The following is a 13,499-nucleotide window of genomic DNA, read 5'->3' as shown; positions in this document are numbered from 1 at the left end:
TGCTGCTCCTGAAGACTTCCTATTCCCCTATTCCCCTATTCCCCTATTCCCCTATTCCCCTATCTCACCACCCTCACCACCGTCCGGTCCGACAGCAGCGGCAAAAGCCGCGCCATCGTGCGCGCGGTGACCGCCACGCAACCTTCCGTCGGCGTGAAGCCGGGACGCGCCAGGTGGAAGAAGATGGCGCTGCCGCGCCCGCGGCGGCGCGGCGCGATGTTCCAGTCGAGCACCAGGCAGGCGTCATAGAGCCGGTCGTCGCGCCGCATGCGTTCGTGGCTGGCGCCATAGGGCATCTTGACCGGCCTGTTGTAATTGCGGTCGTCTGGGACCTCGCACCAGCCGAGGTCCGGCCCGATCGGCGCCATCGCCAGCCGCGTCCTGCGGCCGGCGGCAAACTGATCCCCCCGAAAATAGCCCGCCAGGATGCGCATCGAAGCGAGCGGCGTTGCGCCGTCGCCTTCCCGCTTGCCGGACGAGATGCCGCCACGCCCCAGCGCGCACGCAAACACCGTTTTGCCGGCCTGCAGCAGGCCCTGGCTTGGGTGGCCGGGCCGCGCCCGCACGGTCATCACGCGCAGCCGTTTTGCCAAAATTGCGCCGGCTGCATTGCGATCGCGTTTTTTCTTGTATGATCGTGCCACGGAACAAATCACTGTGATCGGCTATTGTGCCGGCAAGCTTCCGCATAAATACGCAGCGGTCAACTGAATTCACTTTTCAAAACAACGGATTGATCCATGACCTCACGTACCATCCTGATCGTCGATGACGATGACGACCTGCGCGGCACACTGGTCGAGCAATTGTCCCTCTACGAGGAATTCGACGTGCTGCAGGAATCCACTGCGGCAAAAGGCGTCACCGCTGCGCGCGGCGGGCTGATCGATCTGCTCATCATGGATGTCGGCTTGCCCGACATGGACGGCCGCGAGGCGGTGAAGATCCTGCGCAAGGGCGGCTACAAGGCGCCCATCATCATGCTGACCGGCCACGACACCGATTCGGACACAATTCTGGGTCTCGAGGCCGGCGCCAACGACTATGTGACCAAGCCATTCCGCTTCGCGGTGCTGCTTGCCCGTATCCGGGCGCAGCTGCGCCAGCATGAGCAGAGCGAGGACGCGACCTTCTCGGTCGGCCCCTATACCTTCAAGCCCAGCCAGAAACTGCTCATCGACCCGCGCGGCGGCAAGGTGCGGCTGACGGAAAAGGAGGCCTCGATCATCAAATATCTCTATCGCGCCGACCAGAAGGTGGTGACGCGTGACGTGCTACTGGAGGAAGTATGGGGATACAATTCCGGCGTCACCACGCACACGCTGGAAACCCATGTCTACCGTCTGCGCCAGAAGATCGAGCGCGATCCTTCCAATGCTGAAATTCTTGTGACAGAAAGCGGCGGCTACAAGCTGGTTCCTTAAACATTTCACTATCCAATTGGCGGTCTGGACGGGGCCGCTTTCGGGTACGATCCTAGGGGGATTCAGGGACCGTACCGCAGAGGAGGGATTGGACTGACCGTTCGGGGACAAAGCTAGATGGCGCTGGATGACGACATCCGCATCCTGTCCGCCGTGAGGCTTTTCGAGGGCTTCACGCAGGAACAGCTGCGCCTGCTCGCCTTCGGAGCCGAGACCACTCTCGTGCAGGCGGACCACAAGCTTTATCGCGAGGACGACGTGGCCGACTCGGCCTATGTCGTGGTCAGCGGGCGTATCGTGCTCTATCGCGAGCAGAATGGCGAGCGCATCCCGATCGGCAAAGTCGGTCCCGGCACGATGCTCAGCGAACTGGCGCTGATCGCCGACACCAACCGGCTGACCAGCGCCTCGGCCGAAATCGATTCGGAAGTGATAAGGCTGAGCCGCAAGATGTTCCGGCGCATCCTGGAGGAGTATCCGGAATTGGCGGTCAAACTCCACCAGCGCATCTCCGAGGAATTCCACGACATGATCCGCCGCATCGAGGAACTGGCCCCGCGCTTTTCGGGTTGAGGCCGTTGCCGCGAGAGAACTCGATGCTTGGCGCGAAGGATCGCGACGAACGCCTTTTATCGACGACTCCGTTAATCCAGATTGAACCGCGCAATCACCGGCACATGGTCCGACGGCCGGTCCCAACCGCGCGCCGCCCTCAGGATTTCGTAGCCGGCAAAATCAGGCACCAGGTTTGGCGACGACCAGACATGGTCGAGCCGCCGGCCACGATTGGACGCCTCCCAATCCTGCGCCCGATAGCTCCACCAGGTGTAGAGCTTCTGTTCCGATGGCACGTTGAGCCGCATCAGGTCGACCCAGCCGCCGGCCAGCCGCATCGCCTCGAAGTTTTCGGTCTCGACCGGCGTGTGGCTGACCACGTTGAGCAATTGCTTGTGCGACCAGACGTCATGCTCCAGCGGCGCGATGTTGAGGTCTCCGACCAGCACCGAGGCCGACACCTCGCCGTGTTCGGCCCGGATGGCGTTCATCTCGGCGACGAAATCGAGCTTGTGCCTGAACTTCCTGTTGATCTCGGGATCCGGTTCGTCGCCACCCGCCGGAACGTAGAAATTGTGCACCAGGATCGTCTTGCCGCCGGCCCGCACGGTCACCGACAGATGCCGGCTGTCCTCGATATCGCAGAAGCGGCGCCTTTCGACCACCTCGATCGGCCGCCGCGCCACCGTCGCCACGCCGTGATAGCCCTTCTGGCCATGGAAGGCGATGTAGGGATAGCCGACCTTACGAAAGGCCTTTTCGGGAAAGAGCTCGTCCGGGACCTTGGTTTCCTGCAGGCAGAGCACATCGGGCGCGTACTCATCGAGCAGGCGTTCGATGATCGGCATGCGCAGGCGCACGGAGTTGATGTTCCAGGTGGCGATCGAAAAGGGCATGCGGCAAGGTCCGGCGATAGATCGCCGAACTACTGCCAGCCACACGCCGGAAAAACAAGCGAGGCGACGAAGACTACCGTGTCTTGGTGTTCAGCTCGCGATTGGCCGTATAGTCGATGGCGAAGGTGTCGGGCGCGAAACTGACGCCTTCCTTGGTGTTGAAGATCATCACCGTCGTGTCCTTGCCCTGCGCGTCGGTAATCGTCCACTGCCGCAGATCATAGGTTTTCGGGTCGAACATCATGGTGATTCGCGCATTGCCGAAAACCGACTTGTCGGAGAGCTGGATGGTGGTGAGGTCGTCTTCTTCCTTGACGCTCTTGACGCGGTTGCCGGAGAGGTCGATGCGGTCGTCGAGCAGCAGCTTCAGCGGCGTCTTCGATAGCGGATAAAGATCCGACGTGTTCAGTCTCTTGTTGAGGATGGCAACCGATCTGCCGTCGGAAATCACCCGGAAATTCGAAGCCCCGTCATAGTTGAAGCGGATCTTGCCCGGCCGTTCCAGGAAGAATTTGCCGCCGGTCTGCTCGCCCTTGGGGCCGAACTGGACGAATTCGCCGCTCATCGATTTGACCGCCGAGAAATGGTCGGCGATCTTTTGCGCCGCCGCGGGCACGGCCGCCTGCGCCGAGGCGAGGAGCTCGAATCCGGGCACCACGTTGAGCGCGGCGGCACCCGCGAACACCAGGCCGAGGCCAAGCAACTGGCGACGTGTCGGGGCAAGATCGCTCAGCGCTGAAAGATCGTTTTTCATATCGGTCACTCTCGTCTGATTCCTGATTTGGTCGCTGTCGTGAACCCCCAGTTGGGCTGAAGTTTGGCGAGGCGATCGCTGCTCAGCCGGTTGAACGCACCAGAAGGTTCGAAGTTGCGGCGAACTCTCCACTGTCAGAATTTGTCGTCCTCGGTCGGCACCAGGATTTCGCGTTTTCCGGCATGGTTGGCCGGACCGACGATGCCTTCCTTTTCCATCTTCTCGATGATCGAGGCGGCACGGTTGTAGCCGATGCCCAGACGCCGCTGGATGTAGCTGGTCGAGGCCTTGCCGTCGCGCAGCACCACCGACACCGCCTGATCGTAGGGATCATCGGAATCCTCGAAATTGCCACCGCCTCCGCCGCCGGAACCGCCCTTGCCGGACGGCTCGTCGTCGTCCTCGCCGTCATCTTCGGTGATGGCGTCGAGATATTCCGGCACGCCCTGCAGCTTCAGGTGCCCGACGATCTTCTCGACTTCGTCATCGGAGACGAACGGCCCGTGCACGCGCTGGATGCGGCCGCCGCCGGCCATGTAGAGCATGTCGCCCATGCCGAGCAGCTGCTCGGCGCCCTGCTCTCCCAAAATGGTGCGGCTGTCGATCTTCGACGTCACCTGGAAGGAGATTCGGGTCGGGAAATTGGCCTTGATGGTGCCGGTGATGACGTCGACCGAAGGACGTTGCGTCGCCATGATGACATGGATGCCGGCGGCGCGCGCCATCTGCGCCAAGCGCTGGACGGCGCCTTCGATGTCCTTGCCGGCGACCATCATCAGGTCGGCCATTTCGTCGATGATGACGACGATGTAAGGCATCGGCTCGAGATCGAGATTCTCGGTCTCGTAGATCGCCTCGCCGGTCTGGCGGTCGAAGCCGGTCTGCACGGTGCGCGAGATCTTCTCGCCCTTCTTCTCGGCCTGCTGCACGCGCGCGTTGAAACCATCGATGTTGCGCACGCCGACCTTGGACATCTTTCGGTAGCGGTCCTCCATCTCGCGCACGGTCCATTTCAGCGCCACCACAGCCTTCTTCGGGTCGGTCACGACTGGCGTCAAAAGATGCGGAATGCCGTCATAGACGGAGAGTTCGAGCATTTTCGGGTCGATCATGATCAGCCGGCATTCCTGCGGGGTGAGCCGGTAGAGCAGCGAGAGGATCATGGTGTTGATGGCGACCGACTTGCCCGAACCGGTGGTGCCGGCGACCAGCACGTGCGGCATCTTGGCGATGTCGACGATGACGGCCTCGCCATTGATGGTTTTGCCCAGCGCCAGCGCCAGCTTGGCCTTGGTGGTCTCGAAGTCGCGGCTGGCCATGATCTCCCTGAGATAAACGGTCTCGCGCTTGGCGTTTGGCAGTTCGATGCCGATGGCGTTGCGGCCCGGCACGACGGCGACGCGGCAGGCAATCGCGCTCATCGAGCGTGCGATGTCGTCGGAGAGGCCGATGACCCGCGACGACTTGATGCCCGGCGCCGGTTCGAGCTCGTAGAGGGTGACCACCGGACCCGGGCGAACGGCAATGATTTCGCCCTTGACGCCGAAATCCTCCAGCACGCCTTCGAGCAGGCGCGCGTTCTGTTCCAGCGCGTCCTTGGAAAGACTTGGGTCGCGCGCGACATTCTTCGGTTCGGACAGGAAATGCAGCGACGGCATTTCGAACGTGTCCGAGCCAATCAGCGAGGTCTGCGCCTCGCGCTGGACGCGGGCGCCCGGCACGGGTCGCGCCGCCGGCGCCTCGACCCGGGTGGCGGCATCGGAACGGAACTGCTGGACCTTGGCCGTCGGGGCACGCCGCTGGGCGACGGGCTCGTCGTCAAAATCCATGTCCTCGTCGTCGCGGCCGAAGACATCGTCGTCGGCCGGATCGACGGAAACACCGCGGTCGTTGACCATGGCGGCGAAGAATTCCGGCTCGACACGGGCGCGGCCGTCCTGGCTCATGCGGGATTCGGCGAATTCGGCCGACTCGACTCGCTCGGCGGCGCGGCGCCAGGCGCTGGCGCGCGGCTCCATCTCGGGTTCGAACTCGTCCCGCTCCTGCCTGCGGCGCACAGCGCGACGATGCATCCAGGCGCGGAACGAAAGCCACCAATGAGTGATCGCGCCGAGCGCCAGTATGCCTTCGTCGCCCTCGTCCTCGTCATTGTCGAACAGAAGCTCGTCCTCGCGCGGGTCCGCGGCGGCCGGTTCTTCCATCACGGCGAAGCCGTTCTTGCGCCCGATCAGCGCCGCGCCATAGGCGAACAGCCAGAGCGCGGGTGCCGCCAGCAATATGGCGAGCACGCTGGCGATCAGCCCGGTCGGATATCCGCCGATGAGGACACCGGGAATCTTGAGCACCATGTCGCCGAAGACGCCGCCGAGGCCGGTGGGCAGCGGCCAGGTCTTGGGCGGAACGATGCAGCCCGCGATCGCGGCGGCGAGCAGCGCGAAACCGAACCAGAACAGCCCGCGCTTGGGCAGCCTGTCGACGCCGCGCGCCGAAAACAGGAGATAGCCCCAGATGACGGCAGGAACCAGCGCGGCGACCGCGGCAAGGCCGAAGAACTGCATGGCAAGGTCGGAGAAGACGGCGCCGGCATAACCCATGGCGTTGGTGACGATGTTGGCGGTGGCGTGTGAGAAGCTCGGGTCGGCGACGTTCCAGGTCGCGAGGCTTGCGACGGCGAAGGCGGTGAACGCGAACAGGCCAGCGCCGACCAGACGGCCGACCTGGCGCCGCGCGAATGCCTGGATGCCGTGCCCCGTATCGGTCAGCGCGAGCGGTGCTGAAGCCCCTGAACGCATGCTCTTCCCCGTCAGTGATTGCCTGGCCCGAGCGCATGACGCACTCCGGCAGATTCGGATGCCAGACTAGGCGTGGGAAGGTTAAGGGCGCATTAACTATAAGGCTGCGGCGACCGTCCTTTTGACATCGATACCTCCAGTGTCCGCACCACATGAAAATGGCGGGCGCCCTGGCCCGCCATCCATTCGTCGGGTCGGGCCGCGTGTTACTTGTTGGCGCCGCCGAGCATCTTCACATTGGCGCAGAACTCGGCGTGCGGCTTGCTCATCGCCGCATCCTGGCATTCCTTCATCATGGCGTCCTGCTTCTCCTTCGGCATGGCCATGAAAGCTGTCTTGAATTCCGCCATCGGCTTCATGGTTTTCATGCTGGAATCGGTGAAGAACGGCGCCATGTTGTCCGGCTCGTCCAGTGCGCCGGCAAATGCAAAGCCGCTGACCATGGAAAGCGCGAGTGCCCCGAGGCAGATATTCTTGAGGTTCATGAGAAAATTCCTTCCCTGTGTTTCAAAACGCGAGCGTCAGAACGACGGTCGCCTCCACAGTTCGGAGACAGGCTGGTCGATGTTTCCTCGAAACTCTGCTTCACGCGAACGTGATTGCGCGAAGTTGATCTTGACCAGAAGGAATTGCCAAAAAAGAGGCCCGGAGCGATCCGGGCCTCAAGGCGTGAGCTCCTTGTGGGAACGTCACGACGGGATACTTTTCAAACAATTCCAGGAAAAGTGCTTTCGCGGTTTTCCGTCCGGAATTGCGTGGAGATAAGGGACCGGCGGGAGGAGGTTTCCGCCGGTCCCTTGGCAAGGATGCCTTACGGCACCACTTCGCCATGCTGGGAGATGTCGAGGCCTTCGACCTCTTCCTGGGTCGACGGACGCAGGCCGACCAGCGCCTTGACGACGTAGAGGATGACGAAGGTGGCGACCGCCGTCCAAATAATGGTGACGGCGACACCGTAGATCTGCTTGCCGAGCGAAGCGCCCGACGAGAGGCTGTTGATCGCCGGGTCGGCAAGCACGCCGGTCAGCAGGGCGCCGACCACGCCGCCGACGCCATGCACGCCGAAGGCATCGAGCGAGTCGTCATAGCCGAACATGTGCTTCACCTTGACCGCCGAGAGGTAGCAGACGACGCCAGCCACGATACCGACGATGAAGGCGCCGGTCGGGTTGACGAAACCGGAAGCCGGCGTCACCGCGACGAGGCCGGCGACGGCGCCCGAGATGATGCCGAGCACGGAAGGCTTCTTGGCGATGATCCATTCGGCGAACATCCAGGCCAATGCCGCAGCGGCGGTGGCAACCTGGGTGTTGAGCATGGCGGCACCGGCAAGGCCGTCGGCCGCCAGTTCCGAACCGGCGTTGAAGCCGAACCAGCCGACCCACAGCAGAGATGCGCCGATGACCGAATAGACCAGGTTATGCGGCGCCATGTTGGTGGTGCCATAGCCTTCGCGCTTGCCGAGCACCAGCGCGCAGACGAGGCCCGCGACACCGGCATTGATGTGGACGACCGTGCCGCCGGCGAAGTCGAGAACGCCAGCCGTACCGAGGAAGCCGCCGCCCCAGACCCAATGCGCGATCGGCACGTAGACGATCAGCAGCCACAGCGCCATGAAGATCAGCAGTGCCGAGAACTTGAAGCGCTCGGCGAAGGCGCCGGCAATCAGCGCCGGCGTGATGATCGCGAAGGTCATCTGGAACATCGAGAAGACGAATTCAGGGATGTTGGCCACACCCGGCAGCCACAGGCTGGCCGTGGTGATGCCGTGGTGGAAGAATTTTGAAGTGCCGCCGAGATAGGCATTCATGCCGCCGCCGTCGGAAAAGGCCAGCGAATAGCCGAACATGAACCACAGCACCGTCACCAGGCAGGTGATGGCGAAGCTTTGCATGATGGTGGCGAGCACGTTCTTCTTGCGCACCATGCCGCCGTAAAACAGCGCCAGGCCCGGGATGGTCATCATCAGCACCAGCGCCGTCGAGGTCAGCATCCAGGCGGTGTTGCCGGTATCGAGCACCGGGGCTGGAGTGGCCGCCGGCGCGGCAGCCGCGGCAGCGGGTGCGGCTTCCTGCGCGAAGGCGGCGACGCTGCCCAACGCTGCAAGAGCGAGCGAGCCCAGCAGGGCTGCCCTTCCCGTCGTCTTCAAGGTGGAAGGAATATTCATTGAACTCTCCATTGGAATACGTGTTCGCCGCTCAGAGCGCGTCGGTGTCTGTTTCGCCGGTACGGATGCGCACCGCCTGGTCGATGCCGAAGACGAAGATCTTGCCGTCGCCGATCTGGCCGGTCTTGGCCGCGGCGGTGATGGCTTCGACGGCCTTGTCGACCATGTCTGCCGCGACCGCGACTTCGATCTTGATCTTCGGCAGGAAGGAGACCGCGTATTCCGCCCCGCGATAGATTTCAGTATGTCCCTTCTGACGCCCGTAGCCTTTGACTTCGGTGACGGTCAGGCCCTGGATGCCGACGGCGGTAAGCGCTTCGCGTACCTCGTCCAGCTTGAACGGCTTGATGATTGCCATCACGATTTTCATAAGGTTTCACCCTTTGCTGTTGCGGTCCCCCGCGTTTGCACACCTTCACCGATCCCAAAGAGCCGGAGAGTGCCCTCAAGGATTCAAGCTCCGTGCCAACTGCCGAAGCAGGGTGTTAACCCATTGTAAGCAAAGGGATTGGAGCGGCCGGGGCCGGCAGGTGCCTGCGTGTGCGGCGTACCATCTGATTAAAAAATAGGCATTTTTGCGAAATTGCCTACTTTGCCGGCTTTGGGCATGACTACAAACTATGGAACCGGCTTTCGGAAAGAATCTTGCTCAAACAAGACTCGCGATGCTCAACGCTTGAGCCGGATCAGGCCTTCCTGGGCCATCGAGGCGATCAGCGTGCCGTCACGGGCATAGAGCGTGCCGCGGCTGAAACCGCGCGATCCCGAGCTCGAGGGACTGTCCTGCGCATAGAGCAGCCAGCCGTCGAGCGAATGCGGCCGGTGGAACCACATCGAATGGTCGAGGCTGGCGGCCTGGATGTCTGGATCGAACAGGCCGCGCCCATGCGCGAAGGTCGAGGTGTCGAGCAGCGTCATGTCGGAGAGATAGGCGAGCAGCACCGACTGCAGTGCGCGATCGTCGGGAACCGGGCCGGCAAGACGGATCCAGACATTCTGCCGGGGCGGCAGCTTGTCGCGGCTTTCATAGTGCTGGAGATTGACGGGTCGCAGTTCCAGCGGCCGCTCGCGCGCCCAGAAGCGTCGCACCGCCTCCGGCACCCGGTCGGCGGTTTCGAGTAGCTGGCGCTGCGTCTTCAGACCTTCCGGCGGCGGCACGTCGTCGGGCAGCGCGAACTGGTGCTCGAGCCCCTTCTCGTCGACCTGGAACGAAGCTTCCAGCGAAAAGATCGCCTGTCCGTGCTGGATCGCCAGCACGCGCCGCGTGGTGAAGGAGCCGCCGTCGCGGATGCGGTCGACCTCGTAGATGATCGGCACCTTGATGTCGCCCGGCCGCATGAAATAGCCGTGCAGCGAATGCACGAAACGGTCCGGCTCGACCGTCCGCTGCGCCGCCACCAGCGCCTGTGCGATGGTCTGGCCGCCGAACACGCGCTGCCACTCCACCTGGGGGCTGCGACCACGATACAGATTGTGTTCCAGCCTCTCGAGGTCGAGAATGCGCAGAAGCTCGTCGATCGCCGCCGTCATGTTTTGTGACCTCGCCGCAAAATTGCTATGGCGGTTTCCGACAGGAAGAACGAGCCGTCAAGGGCGCGGGCCCCGGTCGGCGGGCAAGGAGCCAGGACAATGGAACGCAAGGCGGACGCAAAGACCAGATCCGGGCTCGATGTCCTCGTCGCCGGCGCCGGCTATGTCGGCCTGGCCGCCGCGGTCTCGCTGAAGCAGGCCCGCCCGCACCTTGCCGTGGCGCTGGTCGATGCGGCGCCCGCCGGTTCCTGGCGAAGGGATGGCCGCGCCTCGGCCATCGCCGCGGCCGCCTGCCGCATGCTCGACCAGCTCGGCGTCTGGGCCGAGATCGCACCGCGGGCGCAGGCGATCACCGAGATGATCATCACCGATTCACGCAGCGCCGATCCGGTGCGCCCGGTCTTCTTGACCTTCGGCGGCGAGGTGGCGCCGGGCGAACCCTTCGCGCACATGGTCGCCAACAGGGCGTTGAACGGCGCCTTGCGGGCCAAGGCCGAAAGGCTCGGTATCGACATCATCGAAGGCGTCGCGGTGCAAGGGTTTGAGGCCAATGGCGCCGGCATCACGGTGCATCTGGCCGACGGCGCCACGTTGACGGCGCGGCTGCTGGTTGCCGCCGACGGTGTCAATTCGAAACTGCGCGACATGGCTGGCATCAAGACGGTCAAGTGGGAATATGGCCAGTCTGGCATCGTCTGCACCGTCGCTCACGAGCGGCCGCACAACGGCCGCGCCGAAGAACATTTCCTTCCCGCCGGCCCCTTCGCCACGCTGCCGCTGAAACCCGACGAGGATGGCACCAACCGTTCGTCGATCGTCTGGGTCGAACGGGCGGAAGACGCGAAAGCACTCGTGGAAGGCGACGATCTCGTCTTCGAACATGAACTCGAACAGCGCTTCGGCCTCAAGCTCGGTGATATCCGCGTCGCCGACAAGCCGCGCGCCTGGCCGCTTGGGCTGACCATCGCGCGCGCCTTCGTCGCGCCGCGCATCGCGCTTGCCGGCGATGCCGCCCATGGCATCCATCCGATCGCCGGCCAGGGCCTCAATCTCGGCTTCAAGGATGTGGCAGCACTTGCCGAGGTGATCGTCGAAGCCGACCGGCTCGGCCAGGACATCGGCGCGCTCGACGTGCTGGAACGCTACCAGCAATGGCGCCGCTTCGACACGGTGCAGATGGGCATCACGACCGATGTGCTGAACAGGTTGTTTTCCAACGACATCACCCCGCTGCGCACCGTTCGCGACATCGGCCTCGGCCTCGTCGAACGCATGCCACGGCTGAAGGAGTTCTTCATCCGCCAGGCGTCGGGGCTTTCGGCCGGCACGCCGCGGCTATTGAAAGGCGAGGCGATCTGATCGCCTGTCGCGGGCTAGTTGACCTCGAAGCCGAGCTTCTGGCGCAGACGCAATATCCTCTGGTCGGATATCTGCAGGCGCTGCTCGCCGCCCTGGGCGACCCGGTTCACCATCTGCAGCAGATCGTTTCGTTCCGCGACGTCGAGACGCTCGCGCAGGAACGGCGCCAGCTTGTCGATGACGACAGTGGCATCGTCGATCTGCGAGGCCGCCCACTTGGCATAGATCACCGCCTCATCCGTCTTCTTCTTGTCGGCGATCTCGGAAATCACCGACCGGATGACAGCCTCGCGCTGCGGCAGGATAGGGCCATTCTCGGAGACAATGGATGCAATGAGCGTCGCGGCGGCCACCACCGGATCATCGATCGCCGTCAGCGGCGAGAGTGCGGCCTGCTTGCGCAGCTTCTTGCGCCGGATGTTGCCTTGCACGCGCCCGACGACGTCGGCGACCTCGCGCGCGGCGTCGTTCATGGCCTTCATCCGGTACCACCAAAGCGCCGCCGCTCCGAGCACACCAAGGACAGCAATCAGGAAAGGCATGTCCAGATCCCCCAAAGTCCTGGGCGACGATAGGAGAACTCGTGGCTCGCTTCAACACGCAAGAGCTGAGCCCGGCAAAACAGGACGTTCGCTCAATCGAACGCCCTCGGGTTCCAGGTGACCGCAACGCATGACAGGGATTATGACCCCGGCACGTTGTAGATCGCGCGCACCTCGACGGTGCCGATTTCGGCCAGCGGAATCTCGCCGGCGATGTCCAGCGCCTCGTCGAGATCCTTCGCTTCGATCATGACGAAACCAAGCAACTGCTCCTTGGTTTCCGCGAACGGGCCGTCGGTGACAAGTCTCTTGCCCTTGCGTCTGCGGACGGTTTTCGAGGTTTTCACCGATTGCAGCGCCTGCGCGATAATCAGCATACCGCGCTGGTCCAATGACCGGTCATGGGCCATCGAATCGGCGTCGAGCTTGGCCAACCGCTCTGTCGTCATGGCATGGAGATCTTTCTCTTCGCCGTAGACCAGGCAAACGTACTGCATGTCCATCTCCCTTATCGTGACGAACCATAGGATGAGGCGATCAACTTGTCAGCCGGGCCTTTGTCCGCCGCATGATCGAGGAAGCACACCCCGACCCCGATGATGGCGACCGCCACAAGCAGCCGGCCAAAGCCGGACGCCGGCTGCCGCAACCAGTCGATTTCTTGTTCACCTGCCTGGCGGCCGGTGCTTGTCCAGTGAGCAGAAAATAGATTGTTCATGTGAACCTCCATCCGCCACGAAATCCGTGGCCGCCCGCAGGACGGCCGAGGCAGATGCAATTCGACATTTTTGCACGCACATTTTTTCGGAAATAAAATGCAAACACCGCAGCCGGCACCTTGTCGAAAGAGCGCAGTGGCCTTCACGTCTGCCCGCGCTATAGTTGACCGGACGCTGATCGACAGGCTTACCGAAATCAACCCAGGAGGACTCCATGGACCGCACCGCAAACGCCGTCTGGAAAGGCAATCTTAAAGAGGGCAAGGGCACGCTCGACACCCAGAGCGGAACCCTGAAGGGCACGCCCTATTCGTTCAAGGCGCGCTTCGAGGACGAAAGCGGCAAGTCCGGCACCAATCCGGAAGAACTGATCGCCGCCGCGCACGCCGGCTGCTACGCCATGCAGCTCTCGCATTTCCTGGCCGAGAACGGCACGCCGGCGGCCGAACTCGACGCCAAGGCCGTGGTGACGCTGGTTCCAGGCACAGGCATCACCGGCAGCGCGATCACGCTGGTCGGCAAGGTACCCGGCATCGATGCCGCGAAATTCAAGGAATTGGCCGAGAAGGCCAAGGCCGAATGCCCGGTTTCCCAGGCGCTCGGCGCGATCAAGGTTTCGCTCGACGCCAGGCTTGGCTGATGAGCCTGGTCTGAAATGACAAACGCCGGCCCCAGGGCCGGCGTTTCTGCAGCGGAGATTGGCGAAAACGGTCGCGGCATCCAATATCCCCCCTCTTGGGGGAGATGTCCGGCAGGACAGA

General features: G+C 63.1%; 15 protein-coding genes. 4 read left to right on the top strand and 11 right to left on the bottom strand.

All coding sequences use genetic code 11. From position 1 onward, the window contains the following. Positions 1–59: 59 nt before the first annotated feature. Positions 60–656: a L,D-transpeptidase family protein gene (locus O7B34_RS20175; RefSeq protein WP_140718558.1), complete on the bottom strand. Its 597-nt coding sequence runs from the start codon at positions 654–656 to the stop codon at positions 60–62. A gap of 84 nt (positions 657–740) precedes the next feature. Here O7B34_RS20175 and O7B34_RS20170 point away from each other — a divergent pair, with 84 nt between their 5' ends. Together O7B34_RS20170 and O7B34_RS20165 are read left to right on the top strand one after the other, a co-directional pair. Next, the gene (locus O7B34_RS20170) at positions 741–1,424 is read left to right on the top strand and encodes a response regulator transcription factor (RefSeq protein WP_027145512.1); all 684 of its coding nucleotides are present in this window, start codon (positions 741–743) and stop codon (positions 1,422–1,424) included. A gap of 117 nt (positions 1,425–1,541) precedes the next feature. Next, positions 1,542–1,997 (top strand): Crp/Fnr family transcriptional regulator, encoded by a 456-nt coding sequence (locus tag O7B34_RS20165; protein ID WP_337107601.1) that lies wholly within the window; start codon positions 1,542–1,544, stop codon positions 1,995–1,997. A gap of 71 nt (positions 1,998–2,068) precedes the next feature. Here O7B34_RS20165 and O7B34_RS20160 read toward each other — a convergent pair whose 3' ends face one another. The 7 genes from O7B34_RS20160 to tesB form a co-directional block, all read right to left on the bottom strand. Next, on the bottom strand, positions 2,069–2,875 hold the full coding sequence (locus tag O7B34_RS20160; RefSeq protein ID WP_337142469.1) for an exodeoxyribonuclease III: 807 nt from the start codon (positions 2,873–2,875) through the stop codon (positions 2,069–2,071). 73 nt (positions 2,876–2,948) lie between these two features. Further along, positions 2,949–3,629 carry an outer membrane lipoprotein carrier protein LolA gene (locus tag O7B34_RS20155; protein WP_337142502.1) on the bottom strand — a complete coding sequence of 227 codons (681 nt, stop codon included), beginning with the start codon at positions 3,627–3,629 and terminating at the stop codon, positions 2,949–2,951. A gap of 134 nt (positions 3,630–3,763) precedes the next feature. Next, entirely contained in the window at positions 3,764–6,421 is a 2,658-nt protein-coding gene (locus O7B34_RS20150; RefSeq protein WP_337107603.1) for a DNA translocase FtsK, read from the bottom strand. Between the two features lie 206 nt (positions 6,422–6,627). After that, complete coding sequence (locus O7B34_RS20145; RefSeq protein ID WP_337130567.1) at positions 6,628–6,906, bottom strand: hypothetical protein; 279 nt, start codon at positions 6,904–6,906, stop codon at positions 6,628–6,630. 326 nt (positions 6,907–7,232) lie between these two features. Next, positions 7,233–8,588 carry an ammonium transporter gene (locus O7B34_RS20140; protein WP_027145518.1) on the bottom strand — a complete coding sequence of 452 codons (1,356 nt, stop codon included), beginning with the start codon at positions 8,586–8,588 and terminating at the stop codon, positions 7,233–7,235. 31 nt (positions 8,589–8,619) lie between these two features. After that, on the bottom strand, positions 8,620–8,958 hold the full coding sequence (locus O7B34_RS20135) for a P-II family nitrogen regulator (RefSeq protein ID WP_127280023.1): 339 nt from the start codon (positions 8,956–8,958) through the stop codon (positions 8,620–8,622). A 299-nt stretch (positions 8,959–9,257) separates the two neighbouring features. Continuing rightward, positions 9,258–10,118: an acyl-CoA thioesterase II gene (tesB, locus tag O7B34_RS20130; RefSeq protein WP_023771879.1), complete on the bottom strand. Its 861-nt coding sequence runs from the start codon at positions 10,116–10,118 to the stop codon at positions 9,258–9,260. 99 nt (positions 10,119–10,217) lie between these two features. Here tesB and O7B34_RS20125 point away from each other — a divergent pair, with 99 nt between their 5' ends. Next, positions 10,218–11,477, top strand: coding sequence for a ubiquinone biosynthesis hydroxylase (locus O7B34_RS20125; RefSeq protein ID WP_337147709.1), 1,260 nt, complete (start codon positions 10,218–10,220; stop codon positions 11,475–11,477). A gap of 14 nt (positions 11,478–11,491) precedes the next feature. Here O7B34_RS20125 and O7B34_RS20120 read toward each other — a convergent pair whose 3' ends face one another. From O7B34_RS20120 to O7B34_RS20110, 3 genes are all read right to left on the bottom strand, one after another. Continuing rightward, a complete protein-coding gene (locus O7B34_RS20120; RefSeq protein ID WP_337142475.1) occupies positions 11,492–12,019 on the bottom strand; it encodes a hypothetical protein in 528 nt (175 codons plus the stop codon). A gap of 140 nt (positions 12,020–12,159) precedes the next feature. Further along, positions 12,160–12,516 (bottom strand): YciI family protein, encoded by a 357-nt coding sequence (locus O7B34_RS20115; RefSeq protein WP_337107606.1) that lies wholly within the window; start codon positions 12,514–12,516, stop codon positions 12,160–12,162. 11 nt (positions 12,517–12,527) lie between these two features. Continuing rightward, positions 12,528–12,737: a hypothetical protein gene (locus O7B34_RS20110; RefSeq protein ID WP_337147708.1), complete on the bottom strand. Its 210-nt coding sequence runs from the start codon at positions 12,735–12,737 to the stop codon at positions 12,528–12,530. A gap of 215 nt (positions 12,738–12,952) precedes the next feature. Here O7B34_RS20110 and O7B34_RS20105 point away from each other — a divergent pair, with 215 nt between their 5' ends. Next, positions 12,953–13,378, top strand: a complete 426-nt coding sequence (locus O7B34_RS20105; RefSeq protein ID WP_027145525.1) for an OsmC family protein — start codon at positions 12,953–12,955, stop codon at positions 13,376–13,378. Positions 13,379–13,499 lie beyond the last annotated feature (121 nt).

This window comes from Mesorhizobium sp. Cs1299R1N3, assembly GCF_037179625.1.
Lineage (GTDB): Bacteria > Pseudomonadota > Alphaproteobacteria > Rhizobiales > Rhizobiaceae > Mesorhizobium > Mesorhizobium salmacidum.
This window is presented reverse-complemented; position numbering and strand designations above follow the sequence as displayed.

Excerpts from the sequence above, each read along its gene's own strand:
- O7B34_RS20155 (WP_337142502.1), bottom strand. The coding sequence starts at position 3,629 with ATGAAAAACGATCTTTCAGCGCTGAGCGATCTTGCCCCGACACGTCGC.
- O7B34_RS20105 (WP_027145525.1), top strand. The coding sequence starts at position 12,953 with ATGGACCGCACCGCAAACGCCGTCTGGAAAGGCAATCTTAAAGAGGGC.
- O7B34_RS20160 (WP_337142469.1), bottom strand. The coding sequence starts at position 2,875 with ATGCCCTTTTCGATCGCCACCTGGAACATCAACTCCGTGCGCCTGCGC.
- O7B34_RS20115 (WP_337107606.1), bottom strand. The coding sequence starts at position 12,516 with ATGCAGTACGTTTGCCTGGTCTACGGCGAAGAGAAAGATCTCCATGCC.
- O7B34_RS20140 (WP_027145518.1), bottom strand. The coding sequence starts at position 8,588 with ATGAATATTCCTTCCACCTTGAAGACGACGGGAAGGGCAGCCCTGCTG.
- O7B34_RS20170 (WP_027145512.1), top strand. The coding sequence starts at position 741 with ATGACCTCACGTACCATCCTGATCGTCGATGACGATGACGACCTGCGC.
- tesB (WP_023771879.1), bottom strand. The coding sequence starts at position 10,118 with ATGACGGCGGCGATCGACGAGCTTCTGCGCATTCTCGACCTCGAGAGG.
- O7B34_RS20120 (WP_337142475.1), bottom strand. The coding sequence starts at position 12,019 with ATGCCTTTCCTGATTGCTGTCCTTGGTGTGCTCGGAGCGGCGGCGCTT.
- O7B34_RS20145 (WP_337130567.1), bottom strand. The coding sequence starts at position 6,906 with ATGAACCTCAAGAATATCTGCCTCGGGGCACTCGCGCTTTCCATGGTC.
- O7B34_RS20165 (WP_337107601.1), top strand. The coding sequence starts at position 1,542 with ATGGCGCTGGATGACGACATCCGCATCCTGTCCGCCGTGAGGCTTTTC.
- O7B34_RS20150 (WP_337107603.1), bottom strand. The coding sequence starts at position 6,421 with ATGCGTTCAGGGGCTTCAGCACCGCTCGCGCTGACCGATACGGGGCAC.
- O7B34_RS20125 (WP_337147709.1), top strand. The coding sequence starts at position 10,218 with ATGGAACGCAAGGCGGACGCAAAGACCAGATCCGGGCTCGATGTCCTC.
- O7B34_RS20135 (WP_127280023.1), bottom strand. The coding sequence starts at position 8,958 with ATGAAAATCGTGATGGCAATCATCAAGCCGTTCAAGCTGGACGAGGTA.
- O7B34_RS20110 (WP_337147708.1), bottom strand. The coding sequence starts at position 12,737 with ATGAACAATCTATTTTCTGCTCACTGGACAAGCACCGGCCGCCAGGCA.